The sequence below is a fragment of the Sphingomonas sp. GC_Shp_5 genome (assembly GCF_026540855.1).
In the GTDB taxonomy this organism is placed as follows: domain Bacteria; phylum Pseudomonadota; class Alphaproteobacteria; order Sphingomonadales; family Sphingomonadaceae; genus Sphingomonas.
Window position 1 is genome coordinate 1 of the sequence record NZ_JALNUP010000012.1, and the last position, 22,662, is coordinate 22,662.

19 protein-coding genes and 1 tRNA gene are annotated in these 22,662 nt (G+C 68.7%); 10 read left to right on the forward strand and 10 right to left on the reverse strand.

Annotated elements, in window-relative coordinates; genetic code table 11:
- On the reverse strand, positions 1–1,320 hold a 1,320-nt coding region (gene radA / locus OXR60_RS10975; protein ID WP_267395938.1), incomplete at its 3' end, for a DNA repair protein RadA.
- Positions 1,321–1,574: 254 nt separating this feature from the next.
- Here radA and OXR60_RS10980 point away from each other — a divergent pair.
- The 3 genes from OXR60_RS10980 to OXR60_RS10990 all read left to right on the forward strand — a co-directional run bounded on the left by OXR60_RS10980 (position 1,575) and on the right by OXR60_RS10990 (position 4,147).
- Positions 1,575–2,027 carry a PA2169 family four-helix-bundle protein gene (locus tag OXR60_RS10980; RefSeq protein WP_267395940.1) on the forward strand — a complete coding sequence of 151 codons (453 nt, stop codon included), beginning with the start codon at positions 1,575–1,577 and terminating at the stop codon, positions 2,025–2,027.
- Between the two features lie 31 nt (positions 2,028–2,058).
- A complete protein-coding gene (locus tag OXR60_RS10985) occupies positions 2,059–2,907 on the forward strand; it encodes an oxygenase MpaB family protein (protein ID WP_267395941.1) in 849 nt (282 codons plus the stop codon).
- 82 nt (positions 2,908–2,989) lie between these two features.
- Positions 2,990–4,147, forward strand: coding sequence for a glycosyltransferase family 1 protein (locus tag OXR60_RS10990; protein ID WP_267395942.1), 1,158 nt, complete (start codon positions 2,990–2,992; stop codon positions 4,145–4,147).
- A gap of 114 nt (positions 4,148–4,261) precedes the next feature.
- On the opposite strand, the gene OXR60_RS10995 is transcribed toward OXR60_RS10990, so the two are convergent.
- Together OXR60_RS10995 and OXR60_RS11000 are read right to left on the reverse strand one after the other, a co-directional pair.
- Positions 4,262–4,552: a DUF2218 domain-containing protein gene (locus OXR60_RS10995; RefSeq protein ID WP_267395943.1), complete on the reverse strand. Its 291-nt coding sequence runs from the start codon at positions 4,550–4,552 to the stop codon at positions 4,262–4,264.
- Positions 4,549–5,193 (reverse strand): PadR family transcriptional regulator, encoded by a 645-nt coding sequence (locus OXR60_RS11000; protein ID WP_267395944.1) that lies wholly within the window; start codon positions 5,191–5,193, stop codon positions 4,549–4,551. The genes OXR60_RS10995 and OXR60_RS11000 overlap by 4 nt, the downstream gene beginning before the upstream one ends.
- A gap of 162 nt (positions 5,194–5,355) precedes the next feature.
- Here OXR60_RS11000 and OXR60_RS11005 point away from each other — a divergent pair, with 162 nt between their 5' ends.
- Entirely contained in the window at positions 5,356–6,675 is a 1,320-nt protein-coding gene (locus tag OXR60_RS11005) for a replication-associated recombination protein A (RefSeq protein ID WP_267395945.1), read from the forward strand.
- Between the two features lie 24 nt (positions 6,676–6,699).
- On the opposite strand, the gene OXR60_RS11010 is transcribed toward OXR60_RS11005, so the two are convergent.
- From OXR60_RS11010 to OXR60_RS11030, 5 genes are all read right to left on the reverse strand, one after another.
- Positions 6,700–6,775 (reverse strand) — tRNA-Thr (locus OXR60_RS11010).
- 59 nt (positions 6,776–6,834) lie between these two features.
- Positions 6,835–8,226, reverse strand: coding sequence for an FAD-containing oxidoreductase (locus tag OXR60_RS11015; protein ID WP_267395947.1), 1,392 nt, complete (start codon positions 8,224–8,226; stop codon positions 6,835–6,837).
- Positions 8,223–8,678, reverse strand: a complete 456-nt coding sequence (locus OXR60_RS11020; RefSeq protein WP_267395948.1) for a DUF4126 domain-containing protein — start codon at positions 8,676–8,678, stop codon at positions 8,223–8,225. Before OXR60_RS11020 ends, OXR60_RS11015 begins: the two co-directional genes overlap by 4 nt.
- Positions 8,679–8,757: 79 nt before the next feature.
- A complete protein-coding gene (locus OXR60_RS11025) occupies positions 8,758–10,743 on the reverse strand; it encodes a M1 family metallopeptidase (RefSeq protein WP_267395949.1) in 1,986 nt (661 codons plus the stop codon).
- Between the two features lie 68 nt (positions 10,744–10,811).
- Entirely contained in the window at positions 10,812–12,077 is a 1,266-nt protein-coding gene (locus tag OXR60_RS11030; RefSeq protein WP_267395950.1) for an oligosaccharide flippase family protein, read from the reverse strand.
- A gap of 90 nt (positions 12,078–12,167) precedes the next feature.
- Here OXR60_RS11030 and OXR60_RS11035 point away from each other — a divergent pair, with 90 nt between their 5' ends.
- The 5 genes from OXR60_RS11035 to OXR60_RS11055 all read left to right on the forward strand — a co-directional run bounded on the left by OXR60_RS11035 (position 12,168) and on the right by OXR60_RS11055 (position 17,229).
- Positions 12,168–13,280, forward strand: a complete 1,113-nt coding sequence (locus OXR60_RS11035; RefSeq protein ID WP_267395951.1) for a hypothetical protein — start codon at positions 12,168–12,170, stop codon at positions 13,278–13,280.
- Complete coding sequence (locus OXR60_RS11040; protein WP_267395952.1) at positions 13,277–14,416, forward strand: hypothetical protein; 1,140 nt, start codon at positions 13,277–13,279, stop codon at positions 14,414–14,416. Before OXR60_RS11035 ends, OXR60_RS11040 begins: the two co-directional genes overlap by 4 nt.
- 110 nt (positions 14,417–14,526) lie before the next feature.
- A complete protein-coding gene (locus OXR60_RS11045) occupies positions 14,527–15,573 on the forward strand; it encodes a diacylglycerol kinase family protein (RefSeq protein WP_267395953.1) in 1,047 nt (348 codons plus the stop codon).
- Complete coding sequence (locus tag OXR60_RS11050) at positions 15,570–16,460, forward strand: hypothetical protein (RefSeq protein ID WP_267395954.1); 891 nt, start codon at positions 15,570–15,572, stop codon at positions 16,458–16,460. The genes OXR60_RS11045 and OXR60_RS11050 overlap by 4 nt, the downstream gene beginning before the upstream one ends.
- The gene (locus OXR60_RS11055; RefSeq protein ID WP_267395955.1) at positions 16,453–17,229 is read left to right on the forward strand and encodes a nucleotidyltransferase family protein; all 777 of its coding nucleotides are present in this window, start codon (positions 16,453–16,455) and stop codon (positions 17,227–17,229) included. The genes OXR60_RS11050 and OXR60_RS11055 overlap by 8 nt, the downstream gene beginning before the upstream one ends.
- A 20-nt stretch (positions 17,230–17,249) precedes the next feature.
- On the opposite strand, the gene OXR60_RS11060 is transcribed toward OXR60_RS11055, so the two are convergent.
- A complete protein-coding gene (locus OXR60_RS11060) occupies positions 17,250–17,954 on the reverse strand; it encodes an HAD-IB family hydrolase (protein ID WP_267395956.1) in 705 nt (234 codons plus the stop codon).
- 14 nt (positions 17,955–17,968) lie between these two features.
- The gene (locus tag OXR60_RS11065; RefSeq protein ID WP_267395957.1) at positions 17,969–19,924 is read right to left on the reverse strand and encodes a CocE/NonD family hydrolase; all 1,956 of its coding nucleotides are present in this window, start codon (positions 19,922–19,924) and stop codon (positions 17,969–17,971) included.
- 343 nt (positions 19,925–20,267) lie between these two features.
- Here OXR60_RS11065 and OXR60_RS11070 point away from each other — a divergent pair, with 343 nt between their 5' ends.
- Complete coding sequence (locus OXR60_RS11070; RefSeq protein ID WP_267395958.1) at positions 20,268–22,586, forward strand: adenosylcobalamin-dependent ribonucleoside-diphosphate reductase; 2,319 nt, start codon at positions 20,268–20,270, stop codon at positions 22,584–22,586.
- The last annotated feature ends 76 nt before the right edge of the window (positions 22,587–22,662 follow it).

The window sequence follows — 22,662 nt, forward strand, 5'->3', positions numbered from 1 at the left end:
CAGCCGCAGCGGCCCTTCGTCCTTGGCCATGCCGATCGGCACCATTGCCCGCTCGAAGCCGAGCTTGCCCGCTTCCTTCAAGCGCAGCGGCCCATGCGCCACCGGCCGCACCTCGCCTGACAGCGCGACCTCGCCGAACGCCACCGAATCCACCGGCATCGGCCGCTCCGACAAGGCCGAGATCAGCGCTGCCGCGACCGCGAGATCCGCCGCCGGGTCCTGCACCTTGTAGCCGCCCGAGACGTTGAGATAGACCTCACACGCCGAGAAGGAGAGCCCGCAGCGCGCCTCGAGCACCGCGAGGATCATCGCCAGCCGGCCCGAATCCCAGCCGACCACCGCGCGCCGCGGGGTCGCCCCGCTCGCCAGCCGCACCGTCAGCGCCTGGATCTCCACCAGCACCGGCCGCGTGCCTTCCAGCGCCGGGAACACCGTGGTCCCGGTCACGCCCTCGTCGCGGTGGGTGAGGAACAGCGCCGAGGGGTTGGCGACCTCGGTCAGTCCCTCGGTTTGCATCGAGAACACGCCGATCTCGTCGGTGCCGCCGAACCGGTTTTTGATCGCGCGCAGGATGCGATACTGGTGGCTGCGCTCGCCCTCGAAGCTCAGCACGGTATCGACCATATGCTCGAGCACGCGCGGCCCGGCGATGCTGCCGTCCTTGGTGACATGGCCGACCAGCACCACCGCGGTGCCGCGCTCCTTGGCGAAGCGGATGAACTCCTGCGACGACGCGCGCACCTGGCTCACCGTGCCCGGCGCGCCCTCGATCAGGTCGGAATGCATCGTCTGGATCGAATCGATGATCAGCAGCGCCGGCGGCGCGGAGAGCCCCAGGGTGGTGAGGATGTCGCGCGTCGAGGTCGCCGAGGCGAGTTGCACCGGCGCATGGCCGAGCCCCAGCCGGCGCGCGCGCAGCCGCACCTGGTCGGCCGCTTCCTCGCCCGAGACATAGGCGACGCTCATTCCCGCGAGCGCCATCTTCGCCGCCGCCTGGAGCAGCAGCGTAGATTTGCCGATGCCCGGATCGCCGCCGATCAGGATCGCCGATCCCTCGACAAAGCCGCCGCCGAGCGCGCGGTCGAGCTCGGCGATCCCGGTCGTCATCCGCTCGGGCAGCGCGATCTCGGCATCGAGCCCGACGAGCTGCAGCGCCCGCCCGCCCGATTGCAGGTTATGCTTGGCGTGGAACGGCGTCGCCGCGGTATTGGCCTCCTCCACCAGCGTGTTCCACTCGGCACAATCGGCGCACTGCCCCTGCCACCGCGACGCCACCGACCCGCAGGCCTGGCACACATAACGCTTCTGGATCTTCGCCATCCCGCCCGCCTAGCAGAAGCGGAACGATAGGGGAACATAGCTGGAAAAAGTCCGTCTCCTCGGCGGCCGGAGCCCCGCCGGATCAGCTCGGGCGGTCGAAGCAGAAGATCGCCCCAACCACCGCACACGACAAGTTCAAGCGCACTAATCGTTTACGATCCGGTAACCATCAAAGTGTCGTCCGTCGTCCCGGCAAGCAACGATCCGAGCCGCACCACGTTGTCCCCGGGTATCTTCACACCAGGAGAAGCATCGTGTCGAACAATCACGCCGTATCGAAGCTCGATGATCTGATCGTCACCACGATCGACAGCATCAAGGGCTATGAGCATTCGGCCGAACACGCCAAAGACAGCGCGTTTGCGTCGTTCTTCGCGGACATGGCGCAGGAGCGCCGCCAGGTCGTGGCGCTGCTCCAGGACGAAAGCCGCCGCCTTGGCGGCACCCCGGCCGATTACGGCTCGGCGGCCGCGACCATCCATCGCCGTGTCGAGGATCTGCGCCGCGTGCTCGGCGGCGGCGACACCGCGCTCGCCAGCGAAGTCGAGCGCGGCGAGGATTACCTCAAGGAGGAATTCGAGCGCACCCTCGACGATGCCAAGATGGAGCCTGCCACCCAGGCCGTGATTCGCGATGCCTATCAGTCGGTGCTGCGCGGCCACGATCGCGCCCGCGAGCTCAAGCACGGGCTGCGCGCCGCGGCCTGATGGCCATACTGTCTCGGGCCGGGGCGCGGCGATGAGCCTCGCCCTGGCCGGGCTGATGCGCCCGCCCGCCGGGCTTGCGCTGGATTTCAGCCAGCCGCCCGGCGAGCCCGCCCTGGTCGGCGCCGATTCGATATCCTGGCGGGTGTTCCGCAACCCGGTGTCGCTGTTCGTCGGCGGCGTCGCCGCGGTGCTGCTCGAGCTCGCCGAACCATCGGTCTGCGCGGGCGTCTGGGATCACAGCAGCTTCCGTCGTGATCCGGGGTTGCGCCTGCGCCGCACCGGCTTTGCCGCAATGATCACCGTCTACGGGCCGCGTACCGCCGCCGAGGCGATGATCGCGCGGGTGGTGCGCATGCACGGCAAGGTCTCGGGTACCGATGCTACCGGCCAGGCCTATCACGCCAATGATCCGCGCCTGCTCGACTGGGTCCAGGCGACCGCGAGCTTCGGCTTTGTCGAGGCGTACAGCCGCTTTGCCGAGCCGCTGTCGCCGGCGGAGAAATCCACCGCCTTCGCCGAGGCCGCGCCCGCCGCGCTTCTCTATGGCGCCACCGGGGCGCCGCGATCCTGGCCGGAATGGGAGGCGCTGCTCGCCCGCACCGCACCGACACTGACCGGCACGCCCGTGCTCACCGACTTCCTCGACATCATGACGCAGGCGCCGATCCTGCCCGCGCCGCTGCGCTGGCTCCAGCGCCTGCTGGTCCGTGCCGCGGTGGAGATGACACCGCCGCCGGTGCGAACGCTGCGTCAGCTGGATGGTCGCGGTCTGCGCCGCGGTGAGGAACGGCTGGTCCGCCTGCTCGGCGGCGCTGCCCGTCATCTGCCGATGGGCGCCCTGCCACCCGGCCAGGCGGCCCGGCGCGTCGCCGCGCGCTGATCGCGGCGCATTCCAAATCGCCGCCGCAAGCGATTCGCAACGATGGCCCTGCCGCCCCGGCCCCGCTATGGCGCCGCTCGACATGCATCCGACGGACATCCGCCTTGCCCTGTTCAGCGGCAATTACAATTACACCCGGGATGGCGCCAACCAGGCGCTCAACCTGCTGGTGGCGCATCTCCTCGCCGCCGGCGTCGCGGTGCGCGTCTATTCGCCGACGATCGATCCCCCCGCCTTTCCGCCGGTCGGCGACCTCGTCTCGGTGCCCGCGGTGCCGATGCCGGGGGGGCGCACCGAATATCGGCTCGGCCGCTATCTGCCGCGCGCGGTGCGCGACGATCTCGAGCGGTTCGCGCCGACGATCGTCCACGTCTCGGCGCCGGACCTGCTCAACCATGGCGCGGTCACCTGGGCGCGCCGCCACGGCGTGCCCTCGGTCGCCTCGCTGCACACCCGGTTCGAAACCTATCCGCGCTATTACGGCATCGGCTTCGTCGAGCCCGCGCTGCAGTGGATGCTGACCCGCTTCTACAATCGCGTCGATCGCGTCCTCGTTCCCAGCCCCTCGATCGCGACGCTGCTCCGCGCCTGGGGCGTCACCACCCCGATCGGCATCTGGTCGCGCGGGATCAACCACGATCGCTTCAAGCCGGCGCGCCGCAGCCTGGAATGGCGCCGCAGCCTCGGCATCGCCGATGGCGAGGTCGCGGTCGGCTTTCTCGGCCGGCTAGTAAAGGAAAAGGGCCTGGACGTGTTCGCCCGCGTCATCGATCAGCTGCGCCGCCGCGGCGTCGCGCACAAGGTGCTGGTGGTCGGCAAGGGCCCGGCGCAGGACTGGTTCGCTGCGCAGGCGCCCGAGGCGATCTTCGCCGGCTTCCAGTCGGGTGACAACCTCGGCCGCGCCGTCGCCTCGATGGACGTGTTCTTCAACCCGTCGGTCACCGAGACCTTCGGCAACGTCACCACCGAGGCGATGGCCGCCGGCGTTCCCGTGGTTGCGGCGCGCGCCACCGGCGCGGTCGATCTGATCAAGGACGACGTCACCGGCTATCTGGTCGAACCCACCGATATCGCCGGCTATGCCGACGCCATCGCCCGCATCGTCGCCGATCCGCAGCTGAGAGCCAGCATGGGCGCCGCCGGTCACGCCGATGCCGCCGGTTATCTGTGGGGTACCGCCAACCAGGCGGTGCTCGACACCTATCTCGCGATGCTGGGCGACCACGCCAAGGCCGCCTGAGCAACCACCGGCTCGCCCGGCTTTTCGGTCATCATCGCCCAGCCGTCATGCCAGCGGCAGCTGGCATCTCCCCGAGGCACGCCCACCGCCGGCCCCGCAAGGCCGAGCGACAACCTACCCCTCGCGCCAGTCGAACGTCAGCGGCGCCTCGCGGAACGCGAAGCGGTCGAGGTGGCTCGCCACCACCTCGCGCATCCGCTCGGTATCTTCCGCCTCCGGCACGGTCAGCACCAGGTCGAGCGATTCGCTATCCGCCTGCATGGCCAGCCGCGTGCCATTGGGGAAGTCGATCATCCCCTCCTCGGCGGTGAACACCACCGTCATCTTGTGGCTCCAATGCTTGGCGAGTTGCTGGAGGTAGCGGCTCGCCGAATGGGTCGGCACCCGGGCAACGGAAATGCTCATTTCAGCCTCTCGATCTTCTGCGCGACTTCGTCGATCAGCGCCGCCACGTCGTGCAGCGTATCCTCGGTGATGTTACCCTGCTCGAGCCGGTTCTGCACCGCCATCCGCAGATTGCCCATCGCGCGGCGCAGCGGCGCGCCGTTGGTGCGCTCGCGATGCTCGCCCACCGCCGCGAGCCGGGCGAACAGCGCCTCGACCAGCTCGGCATTCTGCTCGAGATGCGCGCGGCCCTCATCGGTGATCGCGAAGCGCTTCTTGGCGTCGTCCGACTGCTGCTGCGCGGTCAGCCCCATCTCGTCGAGCATCGACAAGGTCGGGTAGACCACCCCCGGGCTCGGCGCATAGGCACCCCCGGTCAGCGTCTCGATCGCGCGGATCAGCTCATAGCCGTGCCGCGTCTCGTCGGCGATCAACTTGAGCAAAACCAGCCGCAACTCGCCGCCGTCAAACATCCGCGGGCCGCGGCCGCGCGGGCCGGCGCCGCTCTTCCACGCCATATATTCCTCGCCATCGCGTCCCCCGCCGCCGCGCGGGCCGCAGCCGCGGCCGTGCGTGCCATGGTGGCCGCCATGGTGGCCGCCGTGGCGATGTTGCCCGCGCTCGCCGCGGCCCCATCCTTCATGTCCCATACCGAATCGCATGATCGTTTAACTCCTGTGTATCACGATAGCGCTAAGATATATCTTCGTTGCCGTTGCGCAAGAGTGTTCAAGATATATCTTCGATCGCGACCGCGAGCGATATGCGTGATGATAGCGAAGTTACGGATGACGCGAGGGGCAGCGCACCCTACCTTGGCGGGCATGGCCGACCTGTTCGCGGGCTTCGATCCCCCTCCTCCCGACGAGGCGCCCGGCGCCAACGCGCCCCTCGCCGATCGCCTGCGCCCGCGGGTCCTCGCCGACGTCGTCGGCCAGGAGCATGTCACCGGCCCCGATGGCGCGATTGGCCGGATGGTCGCGGCCGGCCGGCTGTCGTCGATGATCCTGTGGGGGCCGCCCGGCACCGGCAAGACCACCATCGCCCGGCTCCTCGCCGCCACGGTCGACCTGCGCTTCGTCGCCATCTCGGCGGTGTTCTCGGGCGTCGCCGATCTCAAGAAGGCCTTTGCCGAGGCGCGCGACCATGCCCGCATCGGCAAGCGCACCCTCCTCTTCGTGGACGAGATCCACCGCTTCAACCGCGCTCAGCAGGACGGCTTCCTGCCCTATGTTGAGGACGGCACGGTCACCCTGGTCGGCGCCACCACCGAGAACCCGTCGTTCGAGCTCAATGCCGCCGTGCTCAGCCGCGCCCAGGTGCTGATCCTCCACCGGCTCGACGCCGCCGCGCTTGGCCAGTTGCTCGACCGCGCCGAGGCGGTCGAGGGCCGATCGCTGCCGCTCACCCCGGCGGCGCGCGACGCGATCGTCGCCAGCGCCGATGGCGATGGCCGCTTCCTGCTCAACCAGGCCGAGACCCTGTTCTCGGTCGCGCTCGATGCGCCGCTCGATCCCGCCGGCCTATCGAGCTTCCTCCAGCGCCGCGTCGCCGTCTACGACAAGGATCGCGAGGGCCATTACAACCTCATCTCGGCGCTCCACAAATCGATCCGCGGGTCGGACCCACAGGCGGCGCTCTACTATCTCGCCCGCATGCTCACCGCCGGCGAGGAGCCACTGTTCCTGCTCCGCCGCCTCACCCGCGCCGCGGTGGAGGACATCGGCCTCGCCGATCCCCAGGCGCTGGTCCAGTGCATCGCCGCCAAGGACACTTACGACTTCCTCGGCTCGCCCGAAGGCGAACTCGCGATCGCGCAAGCCTGCCTTTATCTCGCCACCGCGCCCAAATCGAACGCCGCCTACAAGGCCCAAAAGGCCGCCTGGCGCAGTGCCAAGGAGACGGGTTCGCTGATGCCGCCGCAGAACATCCTCAACGCGCCGACCAAGCTGATGAAGCAGATCGGCTATGGCGCCGGCTACGCCTATGATCACGACGCCGAGGACGGCTTCTCGGGCGCCAACTATTGGCCCGACGAACTGCCGCCGCAGACCTTCTACGAACCCACCGAGCGCGGCTTCGAAAAGCGCCTGTCCGAGCGCCTGGCTTACTGGTCGCAGTTGCGTGCCGAGCGGCAGGGATAGGACCCCGCCATCGCTGTCGCGGCGTGGTGCCGGTTGCAGGAATCGAACCCGCGACCTTCGGTTTACAAAACCGCTGCTCTACCAGCTGAGCTAAACCGGCACTGGCCGCCCCATGCGACAGCCGCGGGCGCTAGTCCACCCCCCCCGCGGCGCAATATCTCAGCCGCCTGAAGCCGTGTCACGCGGCGCCAGCCCGAGCAGCACCGTGGGGATCAGTTCCGACACGGTGGGGTGGATCGGCACCGCCCAGCGCAGCGCGGACACTGGCTGATCGGCGTTCATCATGTCGAGGATGCCGTGAATTGCCTCGTCGCCAGCCGTGCCGAGGATCGCCGCGCCGAGGACGCGCTGCGTCTCGGCATCGGCGACGATCTTGATGAACCCCTTGGTCTCGCCCTTCTCCACCGCGCGACCGACTCGCGCCATCGGCCGGGTCGATACCAGCAGCGGCCGCCCCGTGGCCACCGCCTGCGCCTCGCTCATGCCGACGCGGCCGAGCGGCGGGTCGATGTAGAGCGCATAGCCGGGGATGCGCTGGTGAAGCCCGCGCTGCTCGCCGTCGAGCAGATTGGCGGCGACGATCTCGAAGTCGTTGTAGGCGGTGTGGGTGAAGGCGCCGCGACCGTTGCAATCGCCGAGCGCCCAGATCCCCGGCACGTTGGTCTGCAGCTGATCGTCCACGGTGATGTAGCCGTGCGCATCGGTGGCGACGCCGGCAACGTCGAGCCCGAGATCGTCGGTGTTCGGCCGCCGGCCGACCGCGAGCAGCACGTGGCTGCCGATCACCGTCGGCTCGCCTGCGGTGCAATTGACCGAGACCGCGACGCCATCGGCATGCCGGGCGAAGGCGATGCACTCGGCGCCGGTGCGCACGGCAATGCCCTCGTCCTCGAGGATACCCCTCACCGCCTCGGCGATATCGGCATCCTCATGCCCGATCAGCCGCTCGCCGCGTTCCACCACAGTCACCGCAGCGCCGAAGCGGCGGAACATCTGGGCGAACTCCAGCCCGATATAGCTGCCGCCGACCACCACCAGATGATCGGGGACGATGTCGAGCGCGACCATGTCGGTGTTGTCGAGATGCGGCACCTCGCCGACGCCGGGCATCGCCGGCACGCTGGCGCGGCCGCCGACGTTGAGGAAGATGCGCGGCGCGGTGAATGAACGCCCCTCCACCTCGATCACCTGCGCCGCGGTGAAGCGCGCATGGCCGCGCACGAAGGTGAGCCCGGACATGCCCTCGAACCAGCGCTCGTTGCCGGTGCGGGCATCCATCGTCACCTTGTGGACGCGCGCGGCCACCGTCGCCATGTCGATGCTGACCGGCCCTGTATCGACGCCGAACTCGCGGCCGCGGCGGGCGAGATGCGCGGCATAGGCACTGGCGACCATCGTCTTGGTCGGCATGCAGCCGGTGTTGACGCAGGTGCCGCCGACCAGGTGGCGCTCGATCAGCACCACGCGCATCCCCGCCGCCGTCAGCCGCCCCGCCAGCGGTGGCCCCGCCTGGCCGGCGCCGACGATGATCGCGTCGACCTGCTCGGTCACAGCGACTGGACGACCAGCACCGCCGCCAGGATCGCGATCACGTCTTCGATCAATGCCGCCGGCAGATCACGCCCGAACGCCGCGGCCAGGCGCGAGCGCAGCGCTGCGCCGCCATAGGTACCGATCACCGCGCCAACGACGCCGAGCACAATCCCAATCGCGAGCGTGCCGAGGCCGATGCCGATCGCCCCACCGGCGACGCCGCCCGCGATCACCCGCGCCCCGAACTGTGCGGGCACCTTGCGGCTGGGGGTGGACGGCAACTGATCGGTGATCAGCTCGCCGATCGCGAGCAGTGACACGATCCACGGCGTGTAGCGCCAGCCGAGGAAGGCGAGCCAGCTACCGGAAAGATCAAGCCGACCGAGTGCGGCCGCCCACGAAACGGCGACGAGCGCCATCGCCGCGCGCAACCCCGCGATGATACCGACTACCAATGCTAGAACGATCACGGGCCTGCCCTCCCTGTCTCGAAGACGAGAAGGTCCCATGGCCGATGCTCGGCGTCAATTCGATTCGCCCGCGTAATCGTCAGCGGGCGATGGCGACGTTGTTGGTGCGGTCCTTGTCGGGCAGATGATGCTCGGGATCGAGCTCGGCGCGGATCACCGGGGTCGCGCCGGGCACCGGGATCTGCGTCGCCGCCTGCCGGATCCAGGTTTCCGCCGGTAGCTTGATGTCCTGGGTAGCGCCGCCGCGGAAGGTGACGCGCAGCGTCACCGGCATTACCAGTTTGTCGCGCGCCTCGACCGTGACGAGCGATCCCGGCCCGCCCGCCTTGGCCGGGAACGGCGCGATGCCGCCGACCGCCAGGTCCATCTGCCAGTTGTTGGCGTACCAGCCGTTCCACCACCACGACAGGTCCTCGCCGCTGTCGCTCTCCATCGCGCGGAAGAAGTCGGCGGGCTTGGGATGCTTGAACGCCCAGGCGGCGATGAAGCGGCGGAAGGCGGGATCGAACCGGTCTGGGCCGAGGATCTCGTCGCGCAGCAACCGCAGGCCGAGCGCCGACTTGAAATAGGTCACCGGGTGGCGCCACTGCTCTACCACCGTATCGGCGCGCGACAGGATGGGCGGCGCGGTCGGGTCGGCGAGCACCGGCAGGATCTCGTCCACCGGATTGCCGCCGCCCGGCGCATATTCGCTGTCGCGCTTGGGGGCATATTCGCCGCGGTTGAAATCGTCCGACTGGAAGGTGTCGATGAAGGTGTTGAACCCCTCGTCCATCCAGGCGTGGCGGCGCTCGTCGAACCCGACGATCATCGGGAACCAGCTATGCCCGATCTCGTGCGCGGTGATCCAGAACAGCGTCTTGCCGGCATCATCGATGCCGTCGAACACGATGCCAGGATATTCCATGCCGGCTGCCGGGCCCGCGACGTTGACGGCCGCGGGCCAGGGATAGCGGAACCAGCGCGCGGAGAAGCGCTCCACCGAATCCTTGAGATATTCGGTCGAGCGGCCCCATCTAGCCTCGCCCGCGCTTTCCGCTGGGTAGAAGGACATCGCGAGCGAGCTGCCGCCGCCGGGCAGGTTGATCCGCGCCGCATCCCAGGCAAAGGCCGCCGACGCGCTGAACGCGACGTCGCGGGTATTCTCCATCCGGTAATGCCATGTGCGCGATCCGCCCGGCCGCGGCGCCGCGGCAGGGCCGACCTCACCCGGCGCACGGATCATCACCGTCGCATCGCTCGCCTTCGCCTTGGCGAGCTGCGCGCGTTCGTGCGCGGTGAGCACCTCGTCGGGGTTCTGCAGCTCGCCCGATCCGGCGACCAGCATGTCCGCTGGCACCGTCAGCCAGTAATCGTAATTGCCATAATCGAGGTAGAATTCCTGGGCGAGATACGGCAGCGGATCCCAGCCGCGCAGATCGTCATAGACGGTGATGCGGGGATACCATTGCGCGATGCTGAAGATGGCCTGCCCGCTCTTCGCGGTCAGCCAGCCGGTGCGCCCGCCGAACGCGTCGGATGGCACCGCATAATGATAGCGCAGCCGCAGGGTCAGCTTGGCGTCGGCGGCGAGCGCGGTCGGCAGGCGCAGCTGCGCGCGGGTATCGACGACCAGCGGCGTCACCGCCTGCCAGCGCCCGCCGACCTGGAGCTCGACCGCGTCGAGCGTCATGCCCTCGGTGTAGCCACCGGCCACGCCGCCCTCGGCGAAGCCGCCACGCGAACCGGGCCGGTAGAGGTTCTGCTCGAGTTGCAGCCAGAGCACGTCCAGCGCCTCGGGGCTGTTGTTGGCATAATCGACCTCGACGCTGCCGGTGATCGTCTTGCGCGTCGGGTCGAGCGTCGCGCGGATCCGGTAATCGGCGCGGTTCTGCCAATAGGCCGGCCCCGGCAGCCCGTTGGCGGCGCGCACCGCGCCTGACGGCTGTTCCATGACGAAGGGCGCAAAGGTCTCGCGCGGGGCGTAGCGGCTGGCCACCGGGGCAGCGCCCGCCGGAACGGCGGCGGCGAGCAGGCCGAGGAGAGAGACGCCGACAAGGCCGAACAACGAACGGTGCGTATTCACGGCATCTCCTGAGATAGACCGTGACGGGCTAACAAAGCCGCAGGCAAACTTCCATAGCGCCCCGCCGATCAGATCGGCGTCGCCGGCAGCGGCCCGCGCACCGCGCGCCGCGCCGAGCCGACCAGCCCGCCGAGCGCCAGCATCGACGAGACCAAAGTCGCAACCGCCGCACCAATCGCGCCGAACTGCAGCATCGCGACGATCGCGATCGCGAACAGCGCGATCACCGCGGTCAGGCGGATGCGGAAGATCTCGCGCGAGCGGCCGGTGCCGAGCAGCATCGGCTCGAAGCCGACGCTCATCACGTCGAGCGCGGTGGCGAGGCTGAGCAGCACCAGGATCGGATAGGCGCCCTTGAACGCGCTGCCGCCGACCAGCTTGAGGATCGGATGGCCGAGGATCGGCGCCAGCACGCAGATCGCCGCCCCGGTGGTGACGGTGAAGCGGGTCGCCTGGCGGAACAGCTTCTGCAGCCGATCGGCCGAGCCGCTTTCGTGCGCGCGGGTGAATTCGGGGAAGATCGCGCGCGAGAACATGTCGCCGAGCCGCGCCAGCGCCTGGCTGAGCTGGAAGGCGAGCCGATAGGCACCGGCCGCCGCCTGCCCCGCGATCACGCCGACCAGCACGATCAGCAGCTGCTTGCTGCCGGCATCGAGCGTCGAGTTGACGTTCACGGTCCAGGCGAAATGCCAGAAGCCGGCATGCTCGCGCGGCACCCCGACGGCGCCGCGCAGCGGCCCGATGACGCTGCGATCGGTGAGGATCGCTGCCGTCCAATAGACCAGCGCCGTGACGATCTCGGCGATCGCCCAGGCCATCAGGAAGCCGCTGACGGTGGCGCCGGACAGCACCGCGACGATCGCGCCGGCGAAGCGCGCGATCGGCGTCACCGCATCCGCTGCCGCGCCGATCGAGAACCGGTCGTGCAGCCGGAGGATGCCGACCGGGGTGGAGCGGCTCGACAGCAGCAGCACCCAGCAAAACAGCATAGCTTCCTCGCGCAGCTCGCCGGACCAGCCGAGATGCGGCCCGAGCAAGGCGATCACGATCGCGGCGATCACGCAGCCGACCAGCGCGGCGCCGAGATCGAGCAAGGCGCAGAATCGGATAAGCCGGCCGAGCGCCGCCTGCTGCCCGTCGCCGAGCAGCGCCACCCCATAGCGGACCACGATCTGCCACGACTGGAAGGTGACGAAACCAGCCACCGCCTGGCCGGCGCTGAGGATCAAGGTGAACTGGCCGAACCGCTCCAGCCCCAGGCTGCGCGTCGCCAATCCCAGATAGACGAGGCTCAGCACCGCGCCGACGCCCTTGCCGGTCAGCAGCCAACCCACGTTCTGCAACGCCCGACGAAACGAACTCGACTGACTCATGTACCCTTCATCGGCTTTCCGTCTGGACGTTTCCCGCACTAAGGGGCGGGGATGCGGATCGCGTTCCTCTATATCGCCGAAGCGTACCAGTGCTACCATGGTGCGGCGATCGCGCTCGATCTCGCGGCGAGACCCGGCTGGGAGGTCGTGAGCTATTACAACGATCCCGAGACACCGCACCATCTCGAACGGATCCGCGCCGCTTTTGGCGCACCACCGCTGGACGTGCGGCCGCTCCGCCGCAGCGCCTTCACCCGCGCGATGCAGCGCATCCGCATCCTCGGCATGTTCAAGGATCTGGTGATGCGCGACAATGCCGCCGCGCTCGACGGCTATGACGCGATCGTCGAGGTCGAGGACACGGTGGCGAGCATCCGCCGCCTCGGCGTGCGGCGGCCGGCGCTGATCTACATCCCGCATGGCGCTGGCGATCGCGCGCGCGGCTTCGTCAAGGAGGTCGCCCGGTTCGATTATGTGCTGCTCGCTGGCGACAAGACCGCCGCGCGGATGCTCGCCGACGGGCCGGTGCGCGCCGACGGTTATGCCGTCACCGGCTCCGCCAAGCTCGACACCGCCGAGCGGCTTGCCGATGCGACCGGCCTGCCCTTTGCCACAAGGCGGCCAGTCGTGCTCTACAACGCCCACAAGGCGCCGCGGCTCGGCTCGTGGCCGCGCTTCATCGAGCCGATGCTGGCGGGGTTCGCCGCTGACGACAGCATCAATCTGATCGTGGCGCCGCACGTGAAGCTGTTCCGCCGCCGCGACGTGGCGGTCCGCCGCCGCTGGCGCGCGCGCAGCACCGCCAACGTGCTGATTGATCCGGGCTCCGACCGCAGTGTCGACATGAGCTACACCGCCGAAGCGGACATCTATGTCGGCGACGTCAGCAGCCAGGTGTATGAATTCCTCATCCGCCCGCGGCCCTGCGTGTTCCTCAACGCCCATCGCATCGACTGGCGGGACGATCCGAGCTTCGCGCATTGGCATCTCGGCGACGTCGTCGACGATCCCGCCGAACTGATGGCCGCGATCCACGCCGCCCCAAACCGGCATCATCTGTACCTCGAGCGGCAGGCAGCGCTCGCCCGCGCCTCGCTTGGCGATGGCCGCCCCGGTGCCGCAGCGCGCGCGGCAGACGCGATCGCGGCGTTCCTCGCGCGATGAAGATCGGCTTCCTGTTCAACCATGACGCGCTTCACCAGGTGCGGCATACCGCGCCGGTGATCGCCGAACTCGCGCGCAACCCGGCAGCCAGCGTCTCGGTGCTGACCTCAAGCCCGGCCCAGGAGGCGGAGGTGCGGGCGCTGCTCGGCGAGCAAGCGGCGGTGGTCCGCTTCGTCGCGCTGACGATCGGCCCGGTGGCCCGCACGATCGATGCCGGGCTGCACTGGATCGCGCCGTTCCGCCGCGTCGCGATGCTGCGCGAGAACTTCGCCATCTTCGCCGCGCTCGACGTGCTGGTGGTACCCGAAACCACCTCGCTGATGCTGCGCGACCGGTTCGGGCTGCGCGACCTCAACTATGTCTGGATCCCGCATGGCGCCGGCGACCGGTCGGTCGGCTTCAGGGCGGTCGCGCGCGGGTTCGATCTGGTGCTGCTGTCGGGCGAGAAGGTGCGTGATCGCATGCTCGCGGCGGGGGTGATCACGGCCGACAACCACGCGATCGTCGGCTATCCCAAGTTCGACACGGTCGCCTTCGCCAGCCCACCGCCGCGGCTGTTCGCCAACGACCGACCGACAGTGCTCTACAACCCGCATTTCGATCCGGCTTTGTCGTCCTGGTATGATTGGGCTCAGCCGATCATTGACTGGTTCGCCGGGCAGAACCGCTTCAACCTCGTCGTTGCGCCGCATGTGATGCTGTTCCAGCGCCGCTGGCACGCCTCGGTCGAACATCGCCGGGTAAGACGGCGCCGCGACCTGCCGACGCTAGCCACCGATCACATCATCATCGATCCCGGCAGCAGCCGCTCGGTGGACATGAGCTACACCAGGGCGGCCGACATTTACCTCGGCGATGCGAGCAGCCAGATCTACGAATGGATCGTCCGCCCGCGGCCGGCGATCTTCCTCAATCCCTCGCATGTCGCTTGGCTTGGCGACGCCAATTTCGCGCATTGGCGGCTTGGCGAAGTGATTGATCGGCTTGACCAACTGCCCGCCGCGCTGGCACGGGCGGTCGATCATCCTGATGCCTTCCGAGCGCCACAGGAAGCGGCGCTCGCCAGCACCTTCAGCGTCACCGATGAGCCCGCGGCCCGCCGCGCCGCCCGGGCGATCATGGAGCGGTTCGGCTGATCGGCCCAGCGGCGATCATGGCAAATTGATGACGGCGTAGGGAATATATTTTTCATCATCCCGTCACATTTCTGTAGCCGCTTGCCGCGCTGGGGAATTACAGCATCCTGGTGAACGGAAGCATTTACGACTTCGGGGCGCTGCCGAGGCTTGCCCTACAGCCGACAAGCGATCGGCCTTACACCGTCACGCGCGCGCCGCGCGTCGGTGCCCGCCGGCTGCGGCTTGCCGGCCTGATCAGCAATCCGCGCAGCCATCGCAACATCGGCGGCAGCATCGCCGCGCTCGGCCGCTCCGACGTGATCGGCGCCGCCCCGGCAACCCGCGCCGAGCTGCGCGACGTCCTCGCGATGTTCGCCAGCAAGGATATCGACCTGCTGATCATCGACGGCGGCGACGGCACGATCCGTGACGTGCTGACCTGCGCCGGCGATGTCTGGGATTCAGGCTGGCCGGATATCGCCATCCTCCCCTCGGGCAAGACCAATGCACTCGCGGTCGACCTTGGCCTGCCGGACGGTTGGAGCCTGGACGCCGCGCTCGCCGCCGGTCGCCAGGGCCACACCGTCAGCCGCTCGCCGATCGAGATCGAGCAGCGCCACACCCAGTCGCTCGCGGTGCGCGGCTTCCTGTTCGGCGCCGGCGCCTTCGTCGACGCCACCGAACTCGCCCAGCAGACCCATCGCGCCGGCGCCTTCAACAGCATCGCCGTCGGCCTCGCGCTCGCCTGGGGGATCGGCCAGACCTTGTTTGGCCGGGGTACCAGCGCCTGGCGTGCCGGCAGCCGCATCGGGCTCGGGTTTGATGACCGCGCGGTCCGGATGCACGACACCCGGCCCGATGGCACCGATGACCGCTATATCATGCTCGCCTCGACGCTCGAGCGGCTGCCGCTCGGGTTGAAGCCGTTCGGCAGCCAGCGTCCCGGGCTCAAGCTGCTGGTGGTCGATGCACCGCCACGGCGGCTGGCGATGATGCTCGCACCGCTGCTTGCGGGCCGCGAAACGCGCGCGCTGGAAAAGCACGGCTATCATCGCGTGGATGCGTCGACGGTGACGATCGACACCGACACCAGCTTCATCCTCGATGGCGAGAGCTTCCCGCGCGGCCAGTACGTCCTGCGCCGCGCGCCGGCGCTGCGCTTCGTGGTGCCGTGAGCGAGACGCTCGGCGCGTTCGTCGAACGCGCTCTGGCTGCCTCGATCGTCCCCGCGGTGGCGGCGCTGGCGAGGCAACTCGGCGCCGAAGCAAACGCCCGTTCGGTGCTGTTCTATGGCTCAAACCTGCGCAGCGGCGCGCTGGAAGGCGTGCTCGATTTCTACGTGCTGACCCCCGGGCCGGTCGAGCGCGGCATGTGGCCGACGGTGAGCTACCGCGAGGTGGAGATTGACGGCGTCACCCTGCGTGCGAAGATCGCAACCATGCGGCTCGCCACCTTTGCGCAGGCCGCGGCGGCACAGACACTTGATACCACGATCTGGGCGCGCTTCGCCCAGCCAGCCGCGCTCGCCTGGACCGCCGACGCGGCCGCGGCGCGCCACACCCGAGATGCGGTCGCCGCGGCGGCGATATCGGCGGCGCGCTTCGCGGCGGCCTTAGGTCCCGATGACGGCGCCGCGGTGGACTATTGGCGGGCGCTGTTCCGCGCTACCTACGCCGCCGAGCTGCGGGTGGAACGCAGCGGCCGCGAGGAGCAGTTCATCGCCCGTGATCACGACCACTATGTCGCGCTGCTGCCGCTCGCCTGGGCGGCCGGGGAGGTGAGCTTCACCGAGGATAACGGTCGCTACCGGCCGCAACTCGCCCACGACACACGCACGCGCCTGCGGCGGCAGTGGCGCCGCCGCCGCGCGATGGGCAAGCCGATCAACATCGCCCGGCTGATCCGCGCCGCCTTCACCTTTGACGGCGCGGCGCGCTACGGGGCGTGGAAGATCGAGCGCCATACCGGGGTCGCCGTGCGGCTGACGCCGTGGCGCGAACGCCATCCGGTGCTCGCCGCACCCGGTGTGTTTTTCTCCGTCTGGCGCGCGCGCCGTGGCTGATCCGACCGCTTCGCCCAGCGCATTGATCCTCGCCGGCTCGCGGCCGGGAATCGATCCGCTCGCGGCCGACGCCGGCGTACCCCACAAGGCGCTGATCACGCTCGATGGCAGCACCTTGCTGGTGCGGGTCGCCGCCAGCCTGCGCGGCGCCGGGATCGCCACGATTGGCGTGTCCGCCTCCACCGGCCCCGTCAGCGATGCCGCCACCGCGCTCGATCTGCGGGTGATTCCCGCCGCCGCCGGGCCGAGCCTCAGCGTCGGCGCGGCGCTGGCGGCGCTGGGCACGCCGTTGGTGGTGACCACCGCCGACCACGCCCTGCTGCAGCCGGCATGGGTCCGCGACTTCATCGCCGCGGTACCGCCCGCCGCCGATGTCGCGGTGCTGCTCGCGCGGCGGGAGAGCATCGAAGCGGCTCTGCCCGGCTCGAAACGCACCTATCTGCGCTTTGCCGATGGCGCCTGGTCCGGCTGCAACCTGTTCTATTTCGCCACTCCCCGCAGCGCCGCCGCGCTGGCGCTGTGGCAGTCGGTGGAGGCCGATCGCAAGCGGCCGTGGCGTATCGTCCGCCGCTTCGGCATCGGCATGCTGGTGCGTTACCTGCTCGGTCGGCTTACCCTGCGCGACGCGGTGGCGCATCTCGGCCGGCTCGCGGGGATCGAGGCTGTGGTGGTCGAAAGCCCCTACGGCCTCGCGGCAGTGGACGTCGATTCATCGGCGGATCTCGCGGCGGTACGCGGCATCGTCGAACAAGGTCGCCTGCAGCCGTAATCGCGGCGTGCGGGGCAGCATTACTCCTGCCACTCCAGCACCGGCCAGCCTTGCGCCGCCGCCAGCTGTCGCAGCGGCTTGTGCGGATTGACCGCGAAAGGCTCGTCCGCCCAGGCGAAGGTCGGCGCGTCGGAGCGGTGATCCGAATAGAAGCGCACCAACGCCTGCTCACGCGCGATCCCCTGCTCGCGCATCCACGCCTTGATCATCGCCAGCTTGGCCGGACCGTAGCAATTGTCGCCGGCAACCTGCGGGAGGATCCGTCCCTTCGCACCGCGCGTGGCGCGGGTCGCGACCAGCGCGTCGGCGCCCACAGCTCGGGCAAGCGCCTCGGCATAGAAGTCATAGGCCGCGGTGGCGATGACGATGGTAAAACCCGCCGCCCGATCCGCGGCAATCCGCGCCCGCGCTGCCGGGTAGATGTGGCGCGCGCCGAAATCGTCGGCGAAGGCCTCGGCAAGCGCCGTCGCCTCGACGTCGGTGAGCGTGCCCAGCGCCGCCCGGTGCATCACCTGCTTGAGCGATCGCCGGTCGATCGCGCCGAGCTGGTTGAGCAGCGCCGCACCGATCACCACCGGTGCCAGCGTCCAGCGCCATGGCGCCCGGGCGCGCACCGCGGCGATCAGGAACGGCGTCCAGGTCGGCCGCCGGGTGATCGTCCGATCGAGATCGTAGATCGCCAGTCGGTGCGCGGTTCGCGCCCGGCGGTCCGGCAGATCGGTCACGCCGCGCGGGTCGATTAGCGCGCCATCACCGCCGCCTGGTCGACCGGCACCACCGGCAGCCATACCCGGCTGGCGTTGGCGCCGCCGCGCTCGATCGTCACCGTCGCCTTTCGATAATCCGACGGCTGCGCCAGGAAGATGTTGGGCACATAGGTCTGCGGATTGCGATCGTAGAGCGGGAACTGGCTCGACTGGACCTGGATCATGATCCGGTGGCCCGGCTGGAACACGTGGTTCACCATCGGCAGGCGGAAGCTATATTCCTGCACCTTGCCGGCGGGGATCGCCGAGGGCTTGCTGACGCTCTGGCGATAGCGGCCGCGGAAGATGTCCTGACTGATCGCCAGCTGATAGCCACCCATCTTGGGATCGGTGGCGTTCTCGGCCGGGAACACGTCGATCACCTTGACGATGAAATCGCCGTCGGTGCCGGTGGTGCGCGCGAACAGATCTGCGATCGGCGCGCCCGAGACGCGCACCGGCTGGGTCAGCACGTCACCCTTGTAGCTCAGCACGTCCGGCCGCCCATCGACGCCGCGCTGGTCGCTGACCAGCCAGTCGCCCCAGCGCCCGTCCTCGAAATTCACCGGGCGCGGCAGGTGCGGCACCGGCTTGGCGGGGTCGGACACATAGCTGTCCTCGCCGGTCGCCACCTTGGCGAAGCCGAGCGAACTGTCGGCGCCGAGATAGATCGGCGTCAGCGGCGCGGCACACCCCGCCTTGCACGCCAGCGGCCAGCTGGTGAGCTTGTCCCAATGGTTCTCGCCGGTGTTGTAGATCGCCGCGGCGGGCAGGTTCGCGGCCGGACCGTCCTTGAGATACTGGTCGAACAGCGGCAGCACCATCTGCTCGCGGAACTGCTGCGCGGTGTCGCCATTCCACTGGAACGGCCCGAGGCTGCGGCCCTCGCGATTGACCTGGCTGTGGCGCCACGGCCCCATCACCAGATGGTTGTTGCCGATCTTGCCGGCCGCCTTCAGCGCCTCCCAGCTATGGATCGCGCCATACATGTCCTCCTGGTCCCACAATCCCTGCTCCCAGATCGTCGGCACGTCGGAGGGGTTGGCGGCGATCAACTTGTCGAGCGCCTGGCCCTGCCAGAAGGCGTCATAGGCGGGATGCGACACCATCCGCTGCCAGTAAGGCAGCTGGTCGTAGCCCGACTTCTTGGCCCAGGCGCCGGCCGAGCCGATCTCGCGGAAATTGTCGTAATCGTCCCAGCCGCCGGTCGGCGGCGCGGTGCCGGCGCCCTTGTAGCCGGTCTGGCTGCCGAGCCAGGCGATGTTGGCGAGGCGGAACGCGCCGTTGTGGAACCAGTCGTCGCCCATCCAGCCGTCGACCATCGGGCTTTCGGGCGCCGCGACCTTGAGCGCGGGGTGCGGATGGAGCAGCGCCATCACCACCGTGAAGCCCTCGTAGGACGAGCCGATCATCCCCACCCGCCCGTTCGACTCGGGCAGGTTGGCCTTGTTCACCAGCCAGTCGATCGTGTCATAGGCATCGGTGGTGTGATCGACCTTGGTCGGGTTGAGCGGGCCGATCACCGGGCGGGTGACGACGTAATCGCCCTCCGAACCATATTTGCCGCGGATGTCCTGGTAGACGCGGATATAGCCGTCCTTGACGAACATCTCGTCGGACAGCGGCAGCGTCGCGAGCATGCTCGAACTGTCCGCCCGGCTCGCGCGAGCCTTGGCGTTATAGGGCGTGCGGGTGAGCACGATCGGTGCGTTGGTGGCGCCCTTGGGCACCACGATCACCGTGTAGAGCTTGGTGCCGTCGCGCATCGGGATCATCACCACGCGCTTGTCATAATCGTTCTGCGCCGACGGCGGGGTGAACTTGGCCGGGATATCGCCCGCGGCCTGCGCGGTCGCCGCGCCATCCTTGCTCCCCGGCGGCACCTGCTGCGCCACCGCCGGCGAGAGAATCAGCATCGACACGGCAGCGAGCAGCATTGGCTTGATCATGAAGCGGGTATCCGAGCGGGAAAGTTGATGCGTCTACGTGGCGCGGCAGGCGCTTGAGAGCAACCGCGATTGTTGCCCCGTCACCGCAGGCGCCGCCGTGCGCGGGCGACGAACGGAAGCGCAAGGCGCTTGCCTTCGCAGCCTCCTTTGCCCACACCAGCGGCTGTGCGACGGCATCCCTCACCGGACGGGTCGAAGCAGGAAATGCAGCTGATAACACCATGAGTGGTGGTACTTGGCTGCAAGACACGCCATATATAGGCGACAGAATCATGGCCGATACCAGCCACACGTCCCTGCAGCCAGGGCGAACCCTGGTGCGCGGCCGAACAAGGAACGCGCGATGACGAACACCCATGCCGGCCCGCTCGATCAGCCGGTCACCGTACACATCTGGCGCGAGAAGTACCGGCACGGCAACGAGGCGACCCCGTCCGACACCTTCGCCCGCGTCGTCGGCGGCGTGTACGGCCAGGATCAGGCGCATGCCGCCACCGGGCTCGCCGCGCTCGAGGCCCGTGACTGGGTGCCCGGCGGGCGGATCTTCGCCGGTGCCGGCACCGGCAAGCGCGTCACCTGGATCAACTGCTTCGTCAGCCCGACGATCCAGGACTCGATGGATAGCGAGCCCGATCTGCCCGGCACCGGGATCATGCCCGCGCTCAACGTCGCCGCCTTCACCCAGCAGCAGGGCGGCGGCATCGGCATGGATTTCGGCACGCTGCGCCCCGATGGCGCGGTGGTCGGCCGCACCGGCTCGATCTCGTCGGGCGTGATCCCGTTCATGGTGATGTGGGACGGGATGTGCGTCACCATCCGCTCGAGCGGCTCGAGGCGCGGCGCGATGATGGGCGTGCTCCCGGTCTGGCACCCGGACGTGCTCGCCTTCATCACCGCCAAGACCCGCAAGGACTTCCTCAAGAACTTCAACGTCTCGGTCACCGTCACCGACGATTTCATGGCCGCGCTGGAGAAGGGCGAGGATTGGGACCTCGGCTTCCACGTGCCGCGCGCCGATGGCCAGCATGTCGGCGTCACCGAGAAGGACGGCCGTCCCTGGTATATCTATCGGCGCCTGCCCGCCGCCGAGCTGTTCGACCTGATCACGCGCACCACCTATGAGTTCGCCGAGCCCGGCGTGATCTTCATCGATCGCGTCAACAAGCTCAACAATCTCAAATATTGCGAGACGATCGCCGCCACCAATCCGTGCGGCGAGCAGCCGCTGCCACCGAACGGCGATTGCGACCTCGGCCACGTCAACCTGGCCAACATGGTGCTCGATCCGTTCACCGAGCGTGCCCGGGTCGATTGGGAGCGGCTGCGCGCCGCGGTCGCCACCGGCGTCCGCTTCCTCGACAACGTCCTCGACACCTCGCCCTTCCCCACCGCGGAGCAGAAGGCCGAGGCGCTCAACAAGCGCCGCATCGGCCTCGGCTACACCGGGCTCGGCAACCTGCTCCAGCAGATGATGATCCGCTACGGCCGAGCCTCGGTACCGCTGGTCGAGCAGGTCGGCGAGGCGATCGCGATCCAGGCCTATCGCACCTCGGTGGAGCTGGCGCAGGAGCGTGGCGCCTTCCCGGCCTATGATGCCGAGCAGTTCGCCAAGGCGCCCTTCCTTCAGAAGCTGCCTGCCGAGCTGCGCGCTGCCATTGCCGAGCACGGCATCCGCAACGGCGTGCTGCTGACGCTGGCGCCGACCGGCACCACCTCGATCTTCTACGGCAACGTCAGCTCGGGCGTGGAGCCGACCTTCAGCTGGCACTACAACCGCACCGTCGTCATCGAGCAGACCGCGGTCGAGCAGAAGACCGAGCAGTTCGAGGTCCAGGATTACGGCTGGTATCTCTACACCCGCCTGCCCGGCTATGACGCGTCGGCGCCGCTGCCCGATTACATGGTCGGTGCGCTCGAGTTGTCGGTGGACGATCACATCGCCGTCGCCGCCGCCGCGCAGCGCTGGGTGGACGCCGCCATTTCCAAGACGATCAACTGCCCGGCCGAGATGAGCTACGAGGCGTTCCGCGAGGTCTATCTCACCGCCTATCATGAGGGCATGAAGGGCTGCACCACCTACCGCCCGAGCGGGGTGCGAGGCTCGGTGCTGTCGATCAAGGAAGACGCCAAGCTCGCCGTCGCGGCCGAGGCTGCCCCGGCGGTCAACAACGACGACATCCTCACCCGCCCGCAGGTGCTGCCGGGCAAGACGGTGAAGATCAAATGGCCGATCGATGGCGAGAATTACTATCTCACCATCAACGACTATACGCATGCCGACGGCCGCCGCGTGCCGTTCGAGATCTTCATCTCGACCTCGTCGGTGGAAAATTTCGAGACGATGGCGGCGCTCACCCGCACGCTCTCGGCCGCTTGCCGGCGCGGCGACGCGACCTTCCTGTTCGAGGAGCTGGAGCGGGTCCATTCGCCCAAGGGCGGCGCGCTGGTCCGGCTGGAGCATGAGAAGAAGGGCACCTACGCTCCCAGCCTGATCGCGCTGATCGGCCGCATCCTGCGCCAGCATTCGGCGCCGCAGCAGGAACTGTTCGCCGAGGAGGCCCCCGAAACCGGCGAGACCTGCCCGAACTGCAAGCGCAACACCGCGCACAAGATCGAAGGCTGCCTCACCTGCTACCAGTGTGGCTACAGCAAGTGCGGCTGAGCTGACCCACCGCCGTCACCCCAGCGAAAGCTGGGGTCTCTGGCGGCTCTTGCGGTCCGCTCGGCTCAAAGATCCC

What these genes read in the sequence shown, in the direction of transcription:
- OXR60_RS10985 (WP_267395941.1), top strand. Translation starts at nt 2,059, where the DNA reads ATGAGCCTCGCCCTGGCCGGGCTGATGCGCCCGCCCGCCGGGCTTGCG.
- OXR60_RS10990 (WP_267395942.1), top strand. Translation starts at nt 2,990, where the DNA reads ATGCATCCGACGGACATCCGCCTTGCCCTGTTCAGCGGCAATTACAAT.
- OXR60_RS10995 (WP_267395943.1), bottom strand. Translation starts at nt 4,552, where the DNA reads ATGAGCATTTCCGTTGCCCGGGTGCCGACCCATTCGGCGAGCCGCTAC.
- OXR60_RS11000 (WP_267395944.1), bottom strand. Translation starts at nt 5,193, where the DNA reads ATGCGATTCGGTATGGGACATGAAGGATGGGGCCGCGGCGAGCGCGGG.
- OXR60_RS11005 (WP_267395945.1), top strand. Translation starts at nt 5,356, where the DNA reads ATGGCCGACCTGTTCGCGGGCTTCGATCCCCCTCCTCCCGACGAGGCG.
- OXR60_RS11035 (WP_267395951.1), top strand. Translation starts at nt 12,168, where the DNA reads ATGCGGATCGCGTTCCTCTATATCGCCGAAGCGTACCAGTGCTACCAT.
- OXR60_RS11040 (WP_267395952.1), top strand. Translation starts at nt 13,277, where the DNA reads ATGAAGATCGGCTTCCTGTTCAACCATGACGCGCTTCACCAGGTGCGG.
- OXR60_RS11065 (WP_267395957.1), bottom strand. Translation starts at nt 19,924, where the DNA reads ATGATCAAGCCAATGCTGCTCGCTGCCGTGTCGATGCTGATTCTCTCG.
- OXR60_RS11070 (WP_267395958.1), top strand. Translation starts at nt 20,268, where the DNA reads ATGACGAACACCCATGCCGGCCCGCTCGATCAGCCGGTCACCGTACAC.